This is a genomic window from Actinoallomurus purpureus (assembly GCF_024055795.1).
Lineage (GTDB): Bacteria > Actinomycetota > Actinomycetes > Streptosporangiales > Streptosporangiaceae > Actinoallomurus > Actinoallomurus purpureus.
Map to the genome: position 1 here is coordinate 160,674 of NZ_JAMXMY010000009.1, position 17,532 is coordinate 178,205.

General features: G+C 67.1%; 15 protein-coding genes. 9 read left to right on the forward strand and 6 right to left on the reverse strand.

The features are described 5' to 3' along the window. The first annotated feature begins 6 nt into the window (after positions 1-6). Positions 7-471, forward strand: coding sequence for a MarR family winged helix-turn-helix transcriptional regulator (locus tag NE236_RS18505; RefSeq protein ID WP_252843266.1), 465 nt, complete (start codon positions 7-9; stop codon positions 469-471). Positions 472-513: 42 nt separating this feature from the next. Here NE236_RS18505 and NE236_RS18510 read toward each other — a convergent pair whose 3' ends face one another. Beyond that, a complete protein-coding gene (locus NE236_RS18510) occupies positions 514-927 on the reverse strand; it encodes an SRPBCC family protein (protein WP_252843267.1) in 414 nt (137 codons plus the stop codon). A gap of 29 nt (positions 928-956) precedes the next feature. Beyond that, positions 957-1,967 carry an aldo/keto reductase gene (locus NE236_RS18515; RefSeq protein WP_252843268.1) on the reverse strand — a complete coding sequence of 337 codons (1,011 nt, stop codon included), beginning with the start codon at positions 1,965-1,967 and terminating at the stop codon, positions 957-959. 94 nt (positions 1,968-2,061) lie between these two features. Here NE236_RS18515 and NE236_RS18520 point away from each other — a divergent pair, with 94 nt between their 5' ends. Then, a complete protein-coding gene (locus tag NE236_RS18520) occupies positions 2,062-3,012 on the forward strand; it encodes a LysR substrate-binding domain-containing protein (RefSeq protein ID WP_252843269.1) in 951 nt (316 codons plus the stop codon). 24 nt (positions 3,013-3,036) lie between these two features. On the opposite strand, the gene NE236_RS18525 is transcribed toward NE236_RS18520, so the two are convergent. Then, positions 3,037-5,247, reverse strand: a complete 2,211-nt coding sequence (locus NE236_RS18525) for an alpha-galactosidase (protein ID WP_252843270.1) — start codon at positions 5,245-5,247, stop codon at positions 3,037-3,039. A gap of 249 nt (positions 5,248-5,496) precedes the next feature. Between NE236_RS18525 and NE236_RS18530 the strand changes: the two genes are divergently transcribed. The 4 genes from NE236_RS18530 to NE236_RS18545 all read left to right on the forward strand — a co-directional run bounded on the left by NE236_RS18530 (position 5,497) and on the right by NE236_RS18545 (position 10,190). Continuing rightward, entirely contained in the window at positions 5,497-6,465 is a 969-nt protein-coding gene (locus NE236_RS18530; protein WP_252843271.1) for a carbohydrate ABC transporter permease, read from the forward strand. 109 nt (positions 6,466-6,574) lie between these two features. Then, entirely contained in the window at positions 6,575-7,396 is an 822-nt protein-coding gene (locus tag NE236_RS18535; RefSeq protein WP_252843272.1) for a carbohydrate ABC transporter permease, read from the forward strand. Positions 7,397-7,497: 101 nt separating this feature from the next. Beyond that, on the forward strand, positions 7,498-8,850 hold the full coding sequence (locus NE236_RS18540; protein WP_252843273.1) for an ABC transporter substrate-binding protein: 1,353 nt from the start codon (positions 7,498-7,500) through the stop codon (positions 8,848-8,850). A 137-nt stretch (positions 8,851-8,987) separates the two neighbouring features. Beyond that, positions 8,988-10,190: an ROK family transcriptional regulator gene (locus NE236_RS18545; protein ID WP_252843274.1), complete on the forward strand. Its 1,203-nt coding sequence runs from the start codon at positions 8,988-8,990 to the stop codon at positions 10,188-10,190. 52 nt (positions 10,191-10,242) lie between these two features. On the opposite strand, the gene NE236_RS18550 is transcribed toward NE236_RS18545, so the two are convergent. Further along, entirely contained in the window at positions 10,243-12,699 is a 2,457-nt protein-coding gene (locus NE236_RS18550) for a glycoside hydrolase family 2 protein (RefSeq protein ID WP_252843275.1), read from the reverse strand. 1,185 nt (positions 12,700-13,884) lie between these two features. Between NE236_RS18550 and NE236_RS18555 the strand changes: the two genes are divergently transcribed. The 3 genes from NE236_RS18555 (at position 13,885) to NE236_RS18565 (ending at position 15,091) form a co-directional block, all read left to right on the forward strand. Continuing rightward, positions 13,885-14,352, forward strand: coding sequence for a hypothetical protein (locus NE236_RS18555; RefSeq protein ID WP_252843276.1), 468 nt, complete (start codon positions 13,885-13,887; stop codon positions 14,350-14,352). Between the two features lie 87 nt (positions 14,353-14,439). Continuing rightward, positions 14,440-14,832, forward strand: a complete 393-nt coding sequence (locus NE236_RS18560) for a hypothetical protein (RefSeq protein WP_252843277.1) — start codon at positions 14,440-14,442, stop codon at positions 14,830-14,832. 76 nt (positions 14,833-14,908) lie between these two features. Beyond that, a complete protein-coding gene (locus NE236_RS18565; RefSeq protein WP_252843278.1) occupies positions 14,909-15,091 on the forward strand; it encodes a hypothetical protein in 183 nt (60 codons plus the stop codon). A gap of 135 nt (positions 15,092-15,226) precedes the next feature. On the opposite strand, the gene abc-f is transcribed toward NE236_RS18565, so the two are convergent. Next, a complete protein-coding gene (gene abc-f / locus NE236_RS18570) occupies positions 15,227-16,864 on the reverse strand; it encodes a ribosomal protection-like ABC-F family protein (protein WP_252843279.1) in 1,638 nt (545 codons plus the stop codon). Between the two features lie 117 nt (positions 16,865-16,981). Then, the gene (locus tag NE236_RS18575; protein ID WP_252843280.1) at positions 16,982-17,407 is read right to left on the reverse strand and encodes a hypothetical protein; all 426 of its coding nucleotides are present in this window, start codon (positions 17,405-17,407) and stop codon (positions 16,982-16,984) included. Between the last annotated feature and the right edge of the window lie 125 nt (positions 17,408-17,532).

Sequence of the window (17,532 nt, forward strand, 5' to 3'; positions counted from 1 at the left end):
GGACCCATGATCGCCACGGATGCCGCCGACGCCGGGCTTGCCCATGGCTGGTACGCCCTCTCGGTGCTGCACGACCGGATCGAGACGCACATCGAACGCGCGCTGCAGAGCCGGCACGGGCTGAGCGCGCGCGAGTACTCCCTCCTTGACGTCCTCAGCCGCCAGCACAACGGGGAGGGCGGCCACCTACGCATGCACCAGGTAGCCGACGCCGTGGTCCTCAGCCAGAGCGCCGCCACGCGGCTGGTCTCACGCCTCGAGGACCGAGGGCTCCTGTCCCGCTACCTATGCCCGACCGACCGCCGCGGCATTTACACCGACGTCACCCCGGACGGCCTTGCCCTGCTCGCCGAGGCCCGTCCTACCCACGACACGGCGCTCCGCGAAGCCCTCGGCCGCGCCGCCGGCGATCCCAAGCTGCAGCCGCTCGTCAAGGCCGTCGAGGCACTGGACAGCTCAACGGCACCGTAACGAGAATCCGTGGCGCCGCCAGCGCCACCGAGCATCCCGTGTTCACGCGTCGAGCGTCTTCTTCAGTGCGGCTAGGCCCTCGGTGTAGATGCCGTAGAACAAGGTGATCGCTTCTTCTTCGCTTGTCCCTGCCGGTGTGAAGGTCCCGGACCACTCAACACGGCTCTGCCCGCCGGGCACCTCGTGCACGGTGAGGGTAGAGCGGTAGCCGGTGACAGGGAACGGGGCCTGGAGAATGGAGTAGCTGTACGTGCGCGCTTGGTTGTCGAACGCTTCGAGGCGTTCGGCGATGACGCGGCCCTCCTCGTCCGTGAGGCTGCGGACGCGGCCGCCCTCGCTGAGCGTGCTCGCTGGAATGTAGGGCAGCCAGTCAGGCAGGGAGCCGAAGCCGCCGATGAGCTGCCAGACACGCTCGGCGGGCACAGGGATGTCGATGGTCGCGGTCGTAGTTGCCATGGTCGTCTCCTGAACAGGTGAGGTAGAGGTCAGGCGCTGGGTACGGGGGCGTCCTGAGCGATCAGCCCCTCAGTGCGCAGAGCCGTCCAGAAGGCCGCCGGGACCCTCTCATCGAGCGCGGCGACGTCCTCTGCGATGCGGCTCGGCTTGGAAGCGCCGGGGATGGTCGCGGCGACCGCGGGATGAGCAAGGGAGAACTGCAGCGCTGCCGCCTTGATCCCGACGCCGTGCTGCGCTGCGAGTGCCTTGACGCGCTCCACCTTGGCGATGACCGCGGCGGGGGCCTTCTGGTACTCGAAGTGCTGTCCGCCGGCCAGGACGCCGGAGCTGTACGGTCCGCCGACGACGATGTCGACGTTCTGGGCCTCCGCGGCCGGCAACAGCCGCTGCAGAGCGCGCTCGTGGTCAAGCAGCGTATAGCGGCCGGCGAGGAGGAACGCATCCGGCTTCGGCTCCTCGAGGTCCAGCGTCAACTCCAGGGGCTCGACCCGGTTGACACCAAGGCCCCAGGCCCTGATGACGCCTTCGTCGCGCAGCCTCTGCAGCACCCGAAATGCGCCGGTGCGGGCTGTTTCGTAGGCAGCGAGCCACTCGTCGCCGTAGAAGTCCTGCGCGACGTCGTGCACCCACACGATGTCGAGGCGGTCTGTCCTCAGTCGCTTGAGGCTGTCCTCGATGGAGCGCAGCGTGGCGTCGGCCGAGTAGTCGTTGATGATCTTGTTGGTGCGTCCGTGTTCGAATAGGCCGCCCTTCTCTCCCAGGTCGCGGGCGGAGGGGTCCTCGATCTCGTCGAGGATGACGCGGCCGACCTTCGTGCTCAGGACGAACTCGTCGCGGGGGCGGCCGGCCAGCGCTTCACCAAGCCGGATCTCGGACAGGCCCGCGCCGTAGAAGGGTCCGGTGTCGAAGTAGCGGATGCCGTTGTCCCAGGCAGCCGCCACGGTGGCGGCGGCCTCCTCGTCGGGTATGGCCCGGAACATGTTGCCCAGCGGTGCGGTACCGAAACCCAGGCGGCCGGGCAGGAAGGACTTGATGGACATGGTGCGGATCCTTGCTGTACGAGCTGCGACGGATGTGCCTCTGCGCCGTGTGCGCGGTCCGTCGGTCTGACGCGTTCGAGGCTAGGATCTAAAGTTGAGACTGTCCAAGACTTACTTGGACACACTTGAGTCCTTCGAGGTCTTAATGCTTGACTTGCGGCAACTCCGCTACTTCGTCGCCGTCGCCGAGACCGAACACGTCGGCCAAGCCGCCGAGCGGCTGCACATCTCCCAGTCGCCGCTCAGCCGGCAGATCGCGCAGCTCGAGCAGAACCTGGGTCTTACCCTGTTCGAACGTGGCCAGCAAAGGATCCGGCTCACCCGTGACGGCCAGGTCTTCCTGGCCGAAGCCCGCGCGCTGCTGCGGCATGCGGATCGTCTGGAGAACTTGGGCCGTCGGCTTGGCCGTGGAGACGAGGGCGGCCTGTGCATCGGCTACGTCACAGACGCCATGCACACCGGCATCCTGCCCCGCGCACTACGCGCTCTGCACAACAAACGCCCCGGCGTCCACATCGCTCTGTACAACCTTCCGCCTACCGAGCAGCTTGAAGGCCTGCGGCAGCGCAGCCTCGACATCGCGTTCGTCCATGAACCTCCGACCGCGGATGACGCTGACCTACTGGCCGCACCGCTGCTCGAGGACCCGCTGCTACTCGCCCTGCCCGCAGGGCATCCACTCGCCAACCAGGAAAAAGTGACTCCCGGGGACCTCGATGGTCAGCCGTGGATCGCAGTCGAGAACGCCCAGGACCCCGCCTGGCGGGACACGTTCATCGCCGCCTGCACGGCAGGCGGCTTCACGCCCGACATCCGCCTCGATGCCGCCGAGCCACTGACCGCGCTAGGCCTGGTCGCCTCTGGGCTCGGACTCGCACTCGTGCAAAAAAGCATGGCCCGCGCCACCACTGAGGATGTCACGGTGCGCCCGCTTCCCTGGCACGACACATGCGTCCAGCTATGGGCCGCATGGCACCGAGTCGACCTGCGGCCCCTGGTGGCAGGATTCCGCGCCACCGTCCTGCGCACAAGCAGCACCGCCTAAAAGGTGTCGCTGAACCGCCCCGGATTATGGACACGGCACTAGCCGTTCCAGCTCGATCAGCAGCGCCTGCTGGGGGTTGAGGGTGGGCATGGGGACTCCGGCCGTGGCCAGGACTGTGCCGGGCAGGGTGATCCAGTCGGTACGTGCCGCGTCGAACCAGGCTGGGCCGCTGTTTTGGTGGAGGCTCGCGTCGCCGAGGTCCCGCCGGATGCGCACGCGGTACGAGGCCGCCGGGTCGAGGCTGGGAAACCGGACGCGCCCGGACTGTCCGGCGGCTGAGGTGGCGAGGCGCGCCCACACGTAGAGAGCGCGCGTACCGTCGCCGGCGACCACACCGTGCAGCAGCGTCGCGGGGTCCTCGAGGTCGGCGTGGACCGTTCGGCCGGTGTGCAGCAGATCGCGTGCCTCACGGTAGAGGCCCGCCCACTCGCGCAGCGTCCGCAGGTCCCCGGCGTTACACCGGGTGAGGTCCCACTCGATGCCGGCGTGCGCGAACAGCGAGGTGATCAGGCGGAATGGTGTAGCGGTCACGCGGTGGGTCGTGTGCGATTCAGCGCCGCCGACGTGTGAGGCGATCAGTTCGGGTGGCAGGAGCAGTGATGTCCACTGCTGGATCACCTCACGTTCGATCGGGTCGTTGCAGTCGGAGGGCCAGACGCGGTCGGTGCGTTCGAGAATGCCGAGGTCGATGCGACCGCCTCCACCCGCGCAGCTTTCGATCTCCAGGCCGGGATGGTCGGCCTTGAGGGCGTCGATGAGCCGGTAGAGCGCGACTGTCTGCTCGTGTACGGCGGGCCGGTCGCCGTCGGGGTCGCGCCAGACTGCCTCGTGCAGGTCGCGGTTGTGGTCCCATTTGATGAAGTCGATGCCGTAGGTGCCGATCAGCTTCCGCAGCTGCTCGTGCAGGTACGCCCATGCGTCCGGATGTGCGATGTTCAGGACGTACTGCTGGCGCGAGGACGGTCCGAGTCCCGCGCTGGGCGCGAGCAGCCATTCGGGATGCACGCGGGCCAGGTCTGAGTCGAGGTTGACCATCTCGGGCTCGAACCAGAGCCCGAACTGCATACCGTGTTCGCGGATCCGGTCGACGAACGGGTGCAGCCCCTCGGGCCAGGCGTCGGTTGAGACGCTCCAGTCGCCGAGACCCGCGGTGGCATCTCGGCGGGCCCCGAACCAGCCGTCGTCGAGGACGACACGTTCGACGCCGACCTGGGCGGCGCGGTCGGCGAGATCGAGCAGCCGGTCGAGGGCATGGTCGAAGTAGACGACTTCCCATGTGTTGAGCACCAGTGGGCGGGGCGACGTCGGGTGCTGCGGGCGGCTGCGCAGGGCGGTGTGGAAGCGATCGGCAACACCATCCATACCTGCGTCAGACCAGGCGTACACGACACGGGGCGTCTGATACCCCGCGCCGGGCATGAGCCGCACCTCGCCGGGTGTGAGCAGTTCGCCGCCGCCGAGGACACCGCGCAGCGCACCCGCGCCCTCGGGGAGTCGTTCGGCGAGCCAGTGCTGGTTGCCGCTCCACGCCACGTGGCTGGCCCAGACTTCGCCGTGCCGGAAGCCGAACCCCGACGTTCCGGCGAACATCAGGTACGGCGAGTCGTGTCCGGGCTTGCCCCGGCGCACATGCCGGGCGTGCGTGCCGTCGATGAACGCCGTGCGTTGCGGTGAACGCTCACGGCACCACTTGCCGGACAGCTCCAGGATTTCGTCCGCCCGCCCGGGTACTGGCATCAAGCTGAGCAGCCCGGTCAGGTCGTACGGGGTGTCGTCTGTGCGTGATCCCTCGGCGACGCGCCGGAGGGTGAGGCTCGTCTCGAGCAGGCCGGCGTGGGTGAGGCGGTGGTGGAGGTCGATCTCCACCGGAGTCACCGAGTCGCGCAGGCGTACGGAGAGCGCCCCACCCACGCCGTCGGCGGGTACCTCGACGTCCCAGTCGACGGTCTTCGGACGGGGGGTCGTGCGCGTTCCGCCGAGATGCCCGGCGATGGCGGGAGTGCCGGACCATGCCTCGTACTCGGTCGGGAGCATCGAGAAGACTCGCGGGGTGTCCGGCGCGTTGTTGAGCACCGCGGCCGCCGCCGTGAGGGAGAGGGCGGCGAGGCCGGCCTCGTCGAGCGGTCCGAGGTCGGCTCCCCAGTGCAGGACCTGAGGCGTGGGCGCGCTGAGGTCATAGACCACGGAGACGGCCGCGGCTCGCAGGTGGACGATCTGGTTCGGCGTCTTAGTCATCGATCTCCGCTCCACATTTATTGACGCCGTTATTTAAACATGGACCGGACGCCGCCAAGATCCGTGGCCTCGATGGCGCGGTCTGTCGGTAGTGCGCCTGCTCCTGCGTCGATGAGTTCGACCTCTCGCATTGTTGCGTGTGAATTACTTGACACTATGAAGTAACGAGCTCTAGGCTCCCCCGACATCTGGTTCCGGTCCTGTGGCTGAACGCCGCGGGTTGCGGACGCATCGGAGATGGGTGAGGCGATGACCGTCACAGAGGCTCGACTGGGCGAGAAACCCCGCGCGCGTGACGGTGCCCGTGCGCCGACGCGGAGGGACAAGCGCCGTGCGGTCCCCTCACCGGTACACCGGCACGACGCGCGCCTGGCCTGGGTCCTGATCGCTCCCGCGCTCGTCGGCTTCATCCTCTTCGCCGTCTACCCGACTCTGCGCGGCATTTACCTGAGCTTCACGAGCTTCCATGTGCTGAGCCCGCCGCAGTGGACGGGTCTGGAAAACATCCGCCGGCTGCTGCGCGACGGGGTGTTCTGGAACTCGCTGCTCGTGACGGTCTACTTCGTCGCGCTCTCCGTCGTCATCGGAACGTTCTTCTCTGTGCTCACCGCGGTCGTGCTCCACCGGCTCACACGCTCGACGGTGATCCGCGGACTGATCATCCTGCCGTTCATGATCTCCGGAGTCGTTGCGGCGACGACCTGGTCGTGGCTGATGAATCCCCAGCTCGGGATCCTCAACACGGTCATCACCCACATCATCGGCCACCCGATCCTGTTCCTCGGTTCCCGAGCGTGGGTCATTCCCTCGGTGGCCCTGATCAGCGTCTGGAAGTCGATGGGCTACAACGCGATCATCATCTTCGCCGGGCTGCAGACCATTCCGTCGTCGATCTACGAGGCGGGGCGTATCGACGGCGCAAGCGAGACGAAGATGCTCCGCCATCTCACGTTGCCGCTGCTGCGCCCGATCCTGGCCATGGTCCTGATCCTCACGGTGATCGGGTCGTTCCAGGTCTTCGACATCGTCCAGGTGACGACCAGAGGCGGGCCCGTGAACGCCTCCAACGTCCTGCAGCTGTACATCTATCAGCAGGCCTTCGGGCAGTTCAATTTCGGCTATGCGGCCACGATGTCAATGGCCCTCTTCGTCATGCTCATGGTCATCACCTTCTTGCAGGTGCGGCTGCTGCGCGCCAGCGAATCGGACATGAGCTAGGAGAGGTGAAATGAGCTCAACGACGCTTTCCGGAGCCGGTATGAAGCCGAGACGGCTAAACTTCTCCATCGGGCGCGGCATGGCATGGGCCTACATCACCGGCGTCATCGTGGTGACGGTGTTCCCGTTCTACTGGATGCTTCGCACGGCGCTGTCGAACAACTATGCGCTGAACACCCACCCGACGTCGCCTTGGCCGGTGCAATTCACGGTAGGCGCCTTTCGACGCGTCCTGGGTCTCGCCACGACCAGGGAGGCGCTCGCGCAGGGCGGCTCGGGAGCGTCGATCAACCTCGGCCGCGCCCTGCTCAACTCGGTCATCTACGCGTCGATCTCCACGGCGTCGATCGTGTTCTTCTCGCTGCTCGCGGCGTACGCGTTCGCCCGCCTGCGGTGGAAGGGCCGCGAGTTCATGTTCACGCTGTTCCTCGCGGCGCTGATGGTGCCCGGCATTCTCACCCTGCTGCCGAACTTCATCCTGATCAAAAATTTCGGTCTGCTGAACAGCCACGCGGGGATGATCCTACCCGGCGCGCTGTTCTCCGCATTCAACATCTTCTTCCTGCGGCAGTTCATGCTGGGGCTCAGCAACGAAATAGAGGAGGCGGCGTTCATCGACGGGGCGGGACCGCTGCGCGTCCTGTTCCGGATCACGCTGCCCATGACGTCGGGCCCGGTGACCACGCTGTCGATCCTGGGCTTCATCACGATGTGGAACGACTATTTCTGGCCCCTGCTGGTCACCTCGGACAACAGCGTGCAGCCGCTCACAGTCGCCCTTGCCGTGTTCAAGCAGAGTTCGCCACAGGACCAGCCCGACTGGGCCGGCCTGATGGCCGCCACCTTGGTGGCCGCGCTGCCGATGCTCGTGCTGTTCATGGTCTTCGGCAGGCGCATCGTCAACTCCATCGGTTTCACCGGCATCAAGTAACCGGCTCCGACCGGCCCCGCGACCGGCCACCGAAGCACTCCGAAGGTCCCGTGCGAGCAGCGCGAGGCACGTGGTCACCAGTACTATCGAAAGAAGCAACGATGAAACTCAGCCGACTGATCCCCGCCGCGGTTGCGACGCTGACCCTCCCGCTCGCCGCCGCATGCTCGTCGAACGGCGGCAGCGGAGGCGCGTACACGGTCAACTGGTGGACGTGGGATGAGCACCAGGCCGCCGCCTACCAGCAGTGCGTGCCGGCCTTCGAGAAGGCCAATCCGGGTATCACGGTGAAGATCTCGCAATATGACTCCACCGACTACTTCACCAAGCTCACGGCCGACTTCGTCGCGGGTAACGCGCCGGACGCGTTCATGAACAGCGTCCAGTACTTCCCCACCTATGCTAACCAGCACGCACTCGAGCCGTTGAACCCGCACCTCTCCGCTAATGGCCTTCAGCAATTCAGTGAGGGCGTCGACATTTGGAAGGGCAAGGACGGCGAACAGTACGGGCTGCCGATGGACTGGGCCACCTCGGGCCTGTACTACGACAAGGGCGCGATCGCGAAGGCCGGGTATACCGACAAGGATATCCAGAACATGACCTGGAACCCCGGCAACGGTGGCACTTTCGAGAAGATCGCTGCACATCTGACAATCGACGACCACGGGGTACGCGGCGACCAACCCGGTTTCGACAGCAAGCACATCAAGGTCTATGGCTCCGGCGTGCTGGGGGCCGCCGACATGGTCGGCCAGACCTCGTGGTTCCCGTTCGCGGCCTCGACCGGCTGGACACAGGGCAATGACAAGCCGTGGGCCACGAAGTTCAACTTCACCGACCAGCGGTTCATCCAGTCCATGGACTGGATCAAGTCGATGGTCGCCAAGGGCTACGCCCCGGCATACAAGCAGTTCAATGTCGGTGGCCAGGCCAGCATCAGCGACAGCCAGCAGCTCGGCAGCGGCAAGGTGGCGATGACACTCGGAGGCTCCTGGGAAGCGGCCGCCTTCGCCAACCTCAAGGGCATCAAGGTCGGCCTGGCGCCGACCGTGCTCGGTGCCGTCGGCCGGCGGGCGTTCAGCAACGCCAACGGCAACGTGATATGGGCCGGTAGCAAGAACAAGAGCGGCACCTGGAAATGGATCAGCTACCAGGAGTCCGCCACCTGCCAGACCAAGGCGGCGTTGTACAACGCGTCGTTCTTCCCTTCGATAAACTCCGCGATGGACGCGCTCGTCGCACAGCAGAAGAGCAAGGGAGTCGACCTGAGCGTCTACACCACCATGGCGAAGGATGGCGACCTCGTGCTGCAGGCGCCCTATGAGAACGGCTCCGACATGCAGGCGAAGCTGACGCCGCTGTTCGAGGCCTACTTCGATGGCAGCAAGGGCGACGGCGTCTGGGCCACCGCGGAGCAGACGAGCAAGCAGGTCATCGCGGAGAACCAGTAGGAGGACGGCTATCCGCCCGCCTCTTATGCGTGGGTGCCCGTCGTCAGCCGGGTACCCACGCTTCTCAGGATGGGAGGATGTGACGATGCACCAGATCCGCGTGCGCGGCCCCGGGGGGCTTGTTGTGAGAGGCAGCGATGTCCCAGGCGATCGATGAATCCGCCGGCGGCACCCATGCCCTCCGGCTCGCCACCCCGGCGGCTGTCGACGTGTTCACCCGGATCCTGACACACGGGCCCATCACGCGAATCGACATCACCCGCCAGACCGGTCTTTCACAGGCGGCGGTGACCAAGGCGGTCACGCCCCTGATCGCACACGGGTTCGTCACCGACGCGGCGCCGGTCCGGGCCGCCGACGCCGCGCCGGGCCGTCCGGCACAGCCCCTGAGCGTCGTACCCGAGGCCATGCTCGCGCTCGGCGTGAAGATCAACGCCCATGAGATCATCGGCGTCGCGACGACCATGCGGGCGACGATCCTGCACACCATCGATCGCCCGCTGGCCGACTGCGGCGTCACGACAGTGGTCGACAAGATCACTGATGTCGTCGCCGAGCTCGTGCACAGACTGGGCGCGGACGCCGCCAAAATCATCGGCATCGGTGTGTCCGCCTCGGGGGATGTCGACTCCCAGCGCGGCATCGTACGCAAGTCGCCGCTGCTGGGCTGGGCCGGTGTGCCGCTGGGGGAACTGCTGCAGACACGGCTCGAACAACCCGTTTTCATTGACGGCGATGTGCGGGCGTTGACGATCGCGGAGGAGTGGTTCGGCGTCGGCGTCGGTGTTGACTCGTTCGCGATCGTGACCATCGGGGCCGGTATCGGATGCGGGTTGTACGTCAATGGCGATGTCGTCTCCGGAGCCAATGGGGTGGCCGGCCAGATCGGTCATCTGCCATTCGGCCCGCACGACCGAATTTGCAGGTGCGGTCGGAGTGGTTGCGTTGAGACCGTCGCCTCGTCCAGCGCGATCCTCGCCGCGGTGCGTGACGGGCGCGGCGACCCCGAGCTGACGCTCGCTCAGGCCGTCGAGCTGGCCCGGGACGGCGATCCGGTCGCGTCCAGTGCTTTCGGCGAGGCGAGCAGGATCCTCGGAATGGCCATCGCCACCATGGTCAATCTGGTCGGCCCGGAGCTGGTGCTCGTCATGGGTGAGGCGGCTCCGGATTACGACGTCTACGAGACGCAGCTTCGGGAGTGCCTTGCCGAACACGCCTTCGGCGCCGCCGCGGATTGCCGCATCATCACGCGCGTACACCGGATGGACGCATGGGCGCGTGGGGCGGCTGCCTCGGTCATCCGTACTGCGGTGCACCAGCAGCTCCCACGTCGCGCGTAGGCGCGGCGGGAAGGCCGGGGGCGCCGGCCGCCCGGCCCGGTCGCGCGTACGGTCAACGTGTGCCCAGCACCAGATCGTTCGCGCTGCGCAGGATCGGGTACCGCAGCGCCGGCACCAGCCGTGCCGCGTCGACTCCCCGGACGATGATCTCCCGCTCGTCGCCCGGCAGCAGCGTGATCAGCATCGTGTCCGCCTGTGCCTGTGGTGCGATCTGATCGGCGAGGACGCTCAGGTCGCGTACGAGCACGTCCGCCTTCAGCCGTACGCGCGCACCGCCAGGGGCCGGCTCGACCGCGGTCACGAGGTTGGGCCGTGGGTAGTCGAAGTCCTTGTCCTCCACGAAGAACCACAGGGCGCGCCGTCCCGACTCGCTTTCGGCAACGACGAACTCGCGCCGTGGTGCGCCCGGTGTGCATACATCGGTGCTGAGGGCGAGAGCGTCCGCGTCGTGGCCCTTGGTGGCGACGCGTGCGTCCTGTCGCGCCAGGATGGTCCCGTCGACGTCCATCCGGCGGATGGCCACGGACTCCGACCAGCCCAGGCCCGAGTCGTCGACGGCGAACAGTTCAAGACCTGTGGCGCGCGGCTGGATCGTCAGCAGGCGTGGCGCGTACGCGTCCCGTAGCGCATACCACGCCGGCTTCAGTCGTTCCTCGCCGTCGACCACCGCCCAGGAGGTCACCGGCCAGCAGTCGTTGAGCTGCCAGACGACGGTGCCCATGTTGAGCGGCCGCAGGGACCGGAAGTGCTCGATGGCGTACGTGATCGCGCGTGCCTGGTTGATCTGCATGGCGAAGTGCCAGTCGGCCATGTCCGCGGGCTCGACGAAGTGTGGGGCCAGGCCGCGTGAGAGCTTGCCGTTGCCGTCGTAGGCCTTTTGATGATGCAGCACGCCGGGGGAGTCGGGGCGCAGTGGATCGTCGTGCACGGCGCCGACCAGTGTGGACCACGCGGGCGGCCCCTGCCAGCCGAACTCGGCGACGAAGCGTGCCGGATAGTCGCGGTAGACGGAGTAGTCCTTCTCGTTCCAGGCGTCCCACAGATGCACCAGACCGCGCGAGGGATCGTTGTAGTACACCTCAGGGCTGCCGGAGTAGGGGCTGCCCGCCCAGTAGGAGCGAGTCGGATCCACCTGGGCGACGACCTTGGGCAGCACCGACAGGTAGTAGGTGTCTCCCCAGGGGCGGCCGTCGAGCCGCTCCTTCCAGTCCCAGTCGGTCCAGCCAAGGAAGGTCTCGTTGTTGCCGTTCCACAGGGCGAGGCTGGCATGGCTCATGAGGCGCTCGACGTTGTCGCGGGCCTCCAGCTCCACCTCGGAGAGCAGCGGCTCGTCCTCACGATAGGGCGCACAGGCGAACAGGAAGTCCTGCCAGACCAGGATGCCGAGCTCGTCGCACGCGGTGTAAAAGTCGTCGCTTTCGTAGATACCCCCGCCCCAGACACGCAGCAGGTTGATGTTGGCGCCCCGAGCCTGTGCGAGCCGCCGGTCGATTCTGGCCCGGTCGACGCGGCTCGGAAAGCAGTCGTCCGGGATCCAGTTGGCGCCGCGGATCGGCACGTCGACGCCGTTGACACGGAAGACGAACGGGATACCGGCGTCGTCAGGTGTGGTGTCGACGGTCAGGGTACGGAAGCCGATCCGCCGTTTCCACGAATCCAGTGGCTCGTGCTCGTCCGAGAGGCCGACTGCGAGGTCGTACAGCGGCTGCGGGCCGAGCTCGGCAGGCCACCACAGCTGCGGGTCGTCGACCTGGACCTCGATCAGGGCGCTGGTCTCGCCGCCGCGTACCGTCGCGGCGGCAGTGATCCCCGCGACGGTCGCCTCGACCCGCAGCGCGGCGGCATCGGAGGTCCGCTCGATGTCGACCTCCACGATGACGCTGCCGCGCCCGTCGGACACCGACACTGTCGGGCGCACGGCGGCCAGCCGTGCGGTCGACCAACGCTCTAGCCGCACCGGTCGCCAGATCCCGGAGGTGACGAGCGCGGGGCCCCAGTCCCAGCCGAAGTTGCAGGCCATCTTCCGCAGGTGGGTGAACGGAGAGTAGACGTCGGGCAGCCCGTCCGCTGCGGCCTGCTCCGACGGGCCCCATGGCGACGCGAACTCGACCGAGAGCACGTTCGTGCCCACCCGGAGATGGCCGGCCACCGGGAACCGGTATCGCCGGTGCATGTTCCGGGTCTGGGCGATTTGCCGCCCGTTGAGCGTGATGCTGCTGAGAGTGTCCAGGCCGTCGAAGACCAGGTCGACCCGCTCGTCGATCGGTCCGCTGACCTCGAACCGCGTGGTGTAACACCAGCCCGTGTGGCCGATCCACTCCAGCTCGGCCTCGTTGCTGTCCAGGTAGGGATCGGGGATCAGCCCGGCCGCCAGCAGGTCGGTATGTGCGGCACCGGGCACCGTCGCGGGAACCGGGAGTGCGTCGAGCACCCGGGCGTCGGAGCCGTCGCCCGGCGCGGTCGCCGTCAGGGTCCATCCGTCGTGCAGGAAGGTCGTGCGCTGCGCCATTGACGTCTCCAAGCCCGCTGCTCATCCAGGTCCACCGAAGACCTTATATAACTTTCTGCAGGAATGAAACCAGATGATGCTCTCCATGCATAGCCTGTGTACTGCAGCTTTCTGGCCTCGCCTCTTGTGGTGAGCTCGCATAAAAGTTGATAACATCAATTAAAGACTACGGCGGCTGCGCTGGCACCGTAGTCTGATCGCCCGCAGGGGGACCTACCTACGCGGGCGCCCCGGTCGTCCCTCAAGACGGCCGGACATCCGTGCGGCAGTGTTGCGGATGGCTCGTGAGAGCCCGGCGTGGGGCTATGCGCGGATCAGCGGTGAACTCGCCGGAGCCGGCGTGCGGGTGCCGCCCAGCAGCGTCCGCGACATCCTCAAACACGCCGGCCTGGGGCCGGCTCCACGTCGCAACGGCCCGAGTTGAGGGCAGTTCCTGAAGGCACAGGCCGAGGGGATCATCGCCTGCGACCTGTTCCACGTCGACACCGTGTTCGGCAAGCGGATCTATGTGCTGTTCTTCATCGAACACGCCACGAGGGTCGTGCACATCGCCGGTGCCACGGCGAACCCGACCGGTGTGTGTCGGGCCCCGAACTCGCCAATATGCGCCAGTTCAGACCGCAGCAGCCCAAGAAGGCTAAATAGTCCTTCATATCGCGGAATAGCCCTTGATCATATTAGGGGAGTTCGATGTCGGCGAGGTGGGCCCGCTAGCGCTCGATCGCGGTCGGCCGGAAGGTCGTCGTATCCCAGCTCGGGCTCGACCGATCCCGCTTCTGTTTGGCTGTTGCTTTGTGAGTCTTTACCTGCGCGGAAGACTCGCAGCACCAAGTGGTAAGTATGCCACGACCTCCCGTGACTACATTCCGTCATGATAAAACTACGGAGTGTGAATGAAGTCAGAATAAAAAGCTAACCTCGCCTCGCCTGGAGTTAGAGCTGAATTTGAGCCAATTCGCCCGGCAATTGCCCGATGGCGACCGTTTTTTAGCGAAAGGAGCAGATGTCCAATGCGCCCACGCTTGGGAACCGATGTGGGTTTTATTGAATTGGAGGATGGGGGTGTGTATGTCCACGGCGATCTGGGGGCGTGCACGATCGTGGGAAAGCACGCCGGTGCGTGGATGTCGCGGTTGGCCTCGTATCTGACGCGCCGCCGCCGCACTCATCCCGGCCGGCGACCCCTTGGCGGGGACAGGCCGGTTCGGTGATGCGTGGTACCGGCTCCAGCAGATCGAGACCGGGCTGGTCATCCACCGTGCCACCCTCGCCGCCACCGCCCTGGGCGCGACCGTCCGCATCCACTCCGAGGCCACCAGCCCCGCCACCGACACCGCCCTCGGCCTGACCGGCACGCCGTGGCGGTCACTGAGCTTTTGCCCACACCAACGTGCCGACGCGAACCACCCTGGCCGCGTCGGCCCGGCCGGGCGGGGCACACCGCCCACCGCCAACTCCAAAACACCCAGAAGGGAGGGAAAACCCATGTCCACCGCCAGCGACCTGAACAACCTGCCTGTCGACTCCATCGACGTGCTGCCCGCGGAATCACTGGAGGCCCTGGAAACCGGTCATGGCATGACCGAGACCGCCGCCTCCTGCGGCGGAATCGTGAACAGCTGCATCAAGGCCGAGTTCGACGAACTGGCCTGACCGGATCACGCACAAGCGGGGACGCCCTGCTGTTACCGGGCGTCCCCGCCCCACGGGGAATCGGGCACGAGCCGATCGAGGGGTCGCATGGAGGTGTTCGGGGTCCGGGTGGCCGGACTGACGGTCGAGGACCTGGGCCGACTGCGATGCGTGAGTGCCTGGGCGCTGGCTGAGGAGCTGATCGGTGAGGAGACATGGCTGGCAGCTGAGGGCTGGGCACTATCGGAGGTGCTGTATGAACTGATCGGGCGCGGAATCCCGCCCGAGGCCAAGGGATCGCTGGTCGCGTTGCGGCGTGCGGTGCACGCGGGGCGGCGGCCACCGAACCAGGCACTGCAGTTCGTGCCGGACCAGATCGCGGCCCGAGTGGGGGCCTGGCTGGTGCGGCTGGAGCGCTGCGAGGAGCTCACGGCACGGCTTCCCGAGGTGCTGGCCGACGACGTGGCCGCCAGCATGCACGCTGCGGGTGTTGGCCGGTGATGAGGGATTTTGGCGTGGTCTGGCGTATGCCAGCCCGTGCCTGCGCGAGGCCGTAACCGTGCGGCTCAACCCGAGCGTGGACAACCGTGAAGGCCGGTGGTGGTTTCTGGGGCCCGGCCCACGCGAGGCCATCACCAGCATCCCGGACTCTCCCGCCGTACGAGAACTCCTCGCCCATGTCGGTGAGTGCGACCGCCTCGGGGCACTGGAGCAGGCCGCAGGCCAGGATCTGGTGCACCGAGCCTCGATGCGGGACTGATCGAGCGGTGCCGCCCGCCGCGTCCCGCGTAACCGGCAACGGATACGACCTCTTCGACGACCCCGGCTTGCCCAGCGATCAGTGCCGGCTCAGGCATGCGACGGCGTCACCCGTTGGGGCCTGTTCGCCCATGTTTCACGAACCATCGGGCGCCCCGGTCTCCATGAGCCGGCCTCCGGAGAGCCGGAGCCAGCGGTTCACCTTGATCTCGGCGAGGAACCGCTCGTCGTGGCTGATCACCACGAACGCGCCTTCGTAGGCGCTGAGCGCGCTCTCCAACTGGCCGACGCTCACCAGATCGAGGTTGTTGGTCGGTTCGTCCAGGAGCAGGAGCTGTGGCGCCGGTTCGGCGTACAGGACGCAGGCGAGGGTGGCCCGCAGGCGCTCGCCGCCCGACAGCACGCCGACCGGAAGGTGGATCCGGGACCCTCGGAAGAGGAAGCGGGCGAGTAGGTTCATCCGCTGCGCCTCGGGCATTCCGGGCGCGAAGTCGGCCAGATTCTGTGCCACGGTGCGGTCGAGGTCGAGCAGGTCCAGCCGTTGGGACAGGTACGCGATCCGGCCGTCGAAGCGCTTGATCGCGGCGCCTTCCGGCTCGATCTCGCCGTTCACCACGCGGAGCAAAGTGGACTTGCCGGCGCCGTTGGGGCCGGTCAGCGCGGTCCGTTCGGGTCCCTGGATCGTCAGGACGGCCCCGTCCCCGGCGAAGACGGCCCGGTCGCCGTGGCGGACCTGGATGCGTTCGCCGCGGAAGACCGTACGTCCGGCCGGGACGTTGGTGCCGGGCAGTTCCAGGGCGATCTTCTGCTCGTCGCGCAGAGCCCGGTCGGCCTTGTCGAGCCGGGCCTTGGCGTCGCTGACCCGTGCGGCGTGCGTCTGGCTCGCCTTGCCCGCAGACTCCTGGGCGCGCCGTTTCATGGTTCCGGCGAAGATCTTCGGCAGCCCCGCGCTGTCGAGGTTGCGTGCGGCGTTGCTCGCCCGCCGCTCGGCCCGCTCACGGGCCTGCTGCATCTCCCGCTTCTCCCGCCTGACCTGCTGCTCGGCGTTGCGGACGGTCTTTTCGGCGGCCTCTTGCTCGGCGCGTACGGCCTCCTGGTAGGCGGTGAAGTTTCCGCTGTAGGACCGGACCTCGCCCTGGTCGAGCTCGGCCATACGGTCCATGCGGTCGAGCAGCGCCCGGTCGTGGCTGACCAGCAGCAGGCAGCCGTTCCAGTCGTCGAGCACGCCGTAGAGCCTGTGGCGGGCGTCGAGGTCGAGGTTGTTGGTCGGTTCGTCCAGCAGCAGGACGTCGGGGCGTTTCAGCAACTGTCCGGCCAGGCCCAGGGAGACGACCTGGCCGCCGCTGAGCGTCTCCAGGCGCCGGGTGAGGGTGACGTCGCCGAGACCGAGCCGGTCGAGTTGGGCCGTGGTGCGCTCCTCGATGTCCCAGTCGTCGCCGATCGTGGTGAAGTGCTCCTCGCTGACGTCTCCGGACTCGACGGCGTCGATCGCCCTGATGATCGGGGCGATTCCCAGCACCTCGGCCACCGTCAGGTCGCCGGTGAGCGGCAGGCTCTGCGGAAGGTAGCCGAGCACGCCGTCGACGGAGACGGTCCCGCCGCTGGGCCGGTACTCACCCGCGATCAGCTTGAGCAGGGTGCTCTTACCGGCACCGTTCGGTGCGACCAGGCCCGTACGGCCTCCGCCGACCGCGCAGGACAGATCTTGAAAGACCGGCGTGTCGTCCGGCCAGGAGAAGGACAGGTTCGAGCAGACGATGAACGCATCGGACATGGGGTGGTCCTCGGGAAATAACGCGAGCGCGCCCAAGGCGCCCGGCAGGGGTTCAAGGGACGGCGAAGAACGGCCACGGCGGCGTCTCGCCTGCCAGCGGCCGATTACCTCCAGGTATCACCCGGAGATGTCGTCGTCACCTGCCATGTCCGGCTCTCCCTTGTTCCCGAGATCGTCCGTTACGGTACCAGCAGCATGCACTCGCCCCGGGCGGAGCGGCCTGCGGACGACAAGGCCCGCCTCGCGGAGATCGCCACAGGGCTCGAGGAACTCGATCCTGAGGCGTTCAGGCATCCGCACTGCTGGTGGGCGATGGTGGTCGCCCGTCGCCGGCGGAAAGCGGGCGCTGTGGACGTGGGAGAGGTTGATGAGCAGGTACGGCAGGACGGCCATGCGCCCGCCGCGCGCCCGGGCCACGATCCCGTTCATCAACGACAGCGCCTGCTCGTAAGCGGCGGGCGAGCCGTCGTGGACGTAGCGTTCGTGCGCGTCCATGGCGCGGTCGCTGAGCCGCGCGGTGTGTTCGTCCAGCGGCCCGTTCACGCCTTCCACACCCACGGCCCGCGTCGGCCTCCCACCGATGCGGTGGGTTCCCGCCGACCGCCGCGGCTCCCGGCAGGTGCGGACGCCATCGCACACGGCTGGCATTTAGTTCGAACGTCCGAAAA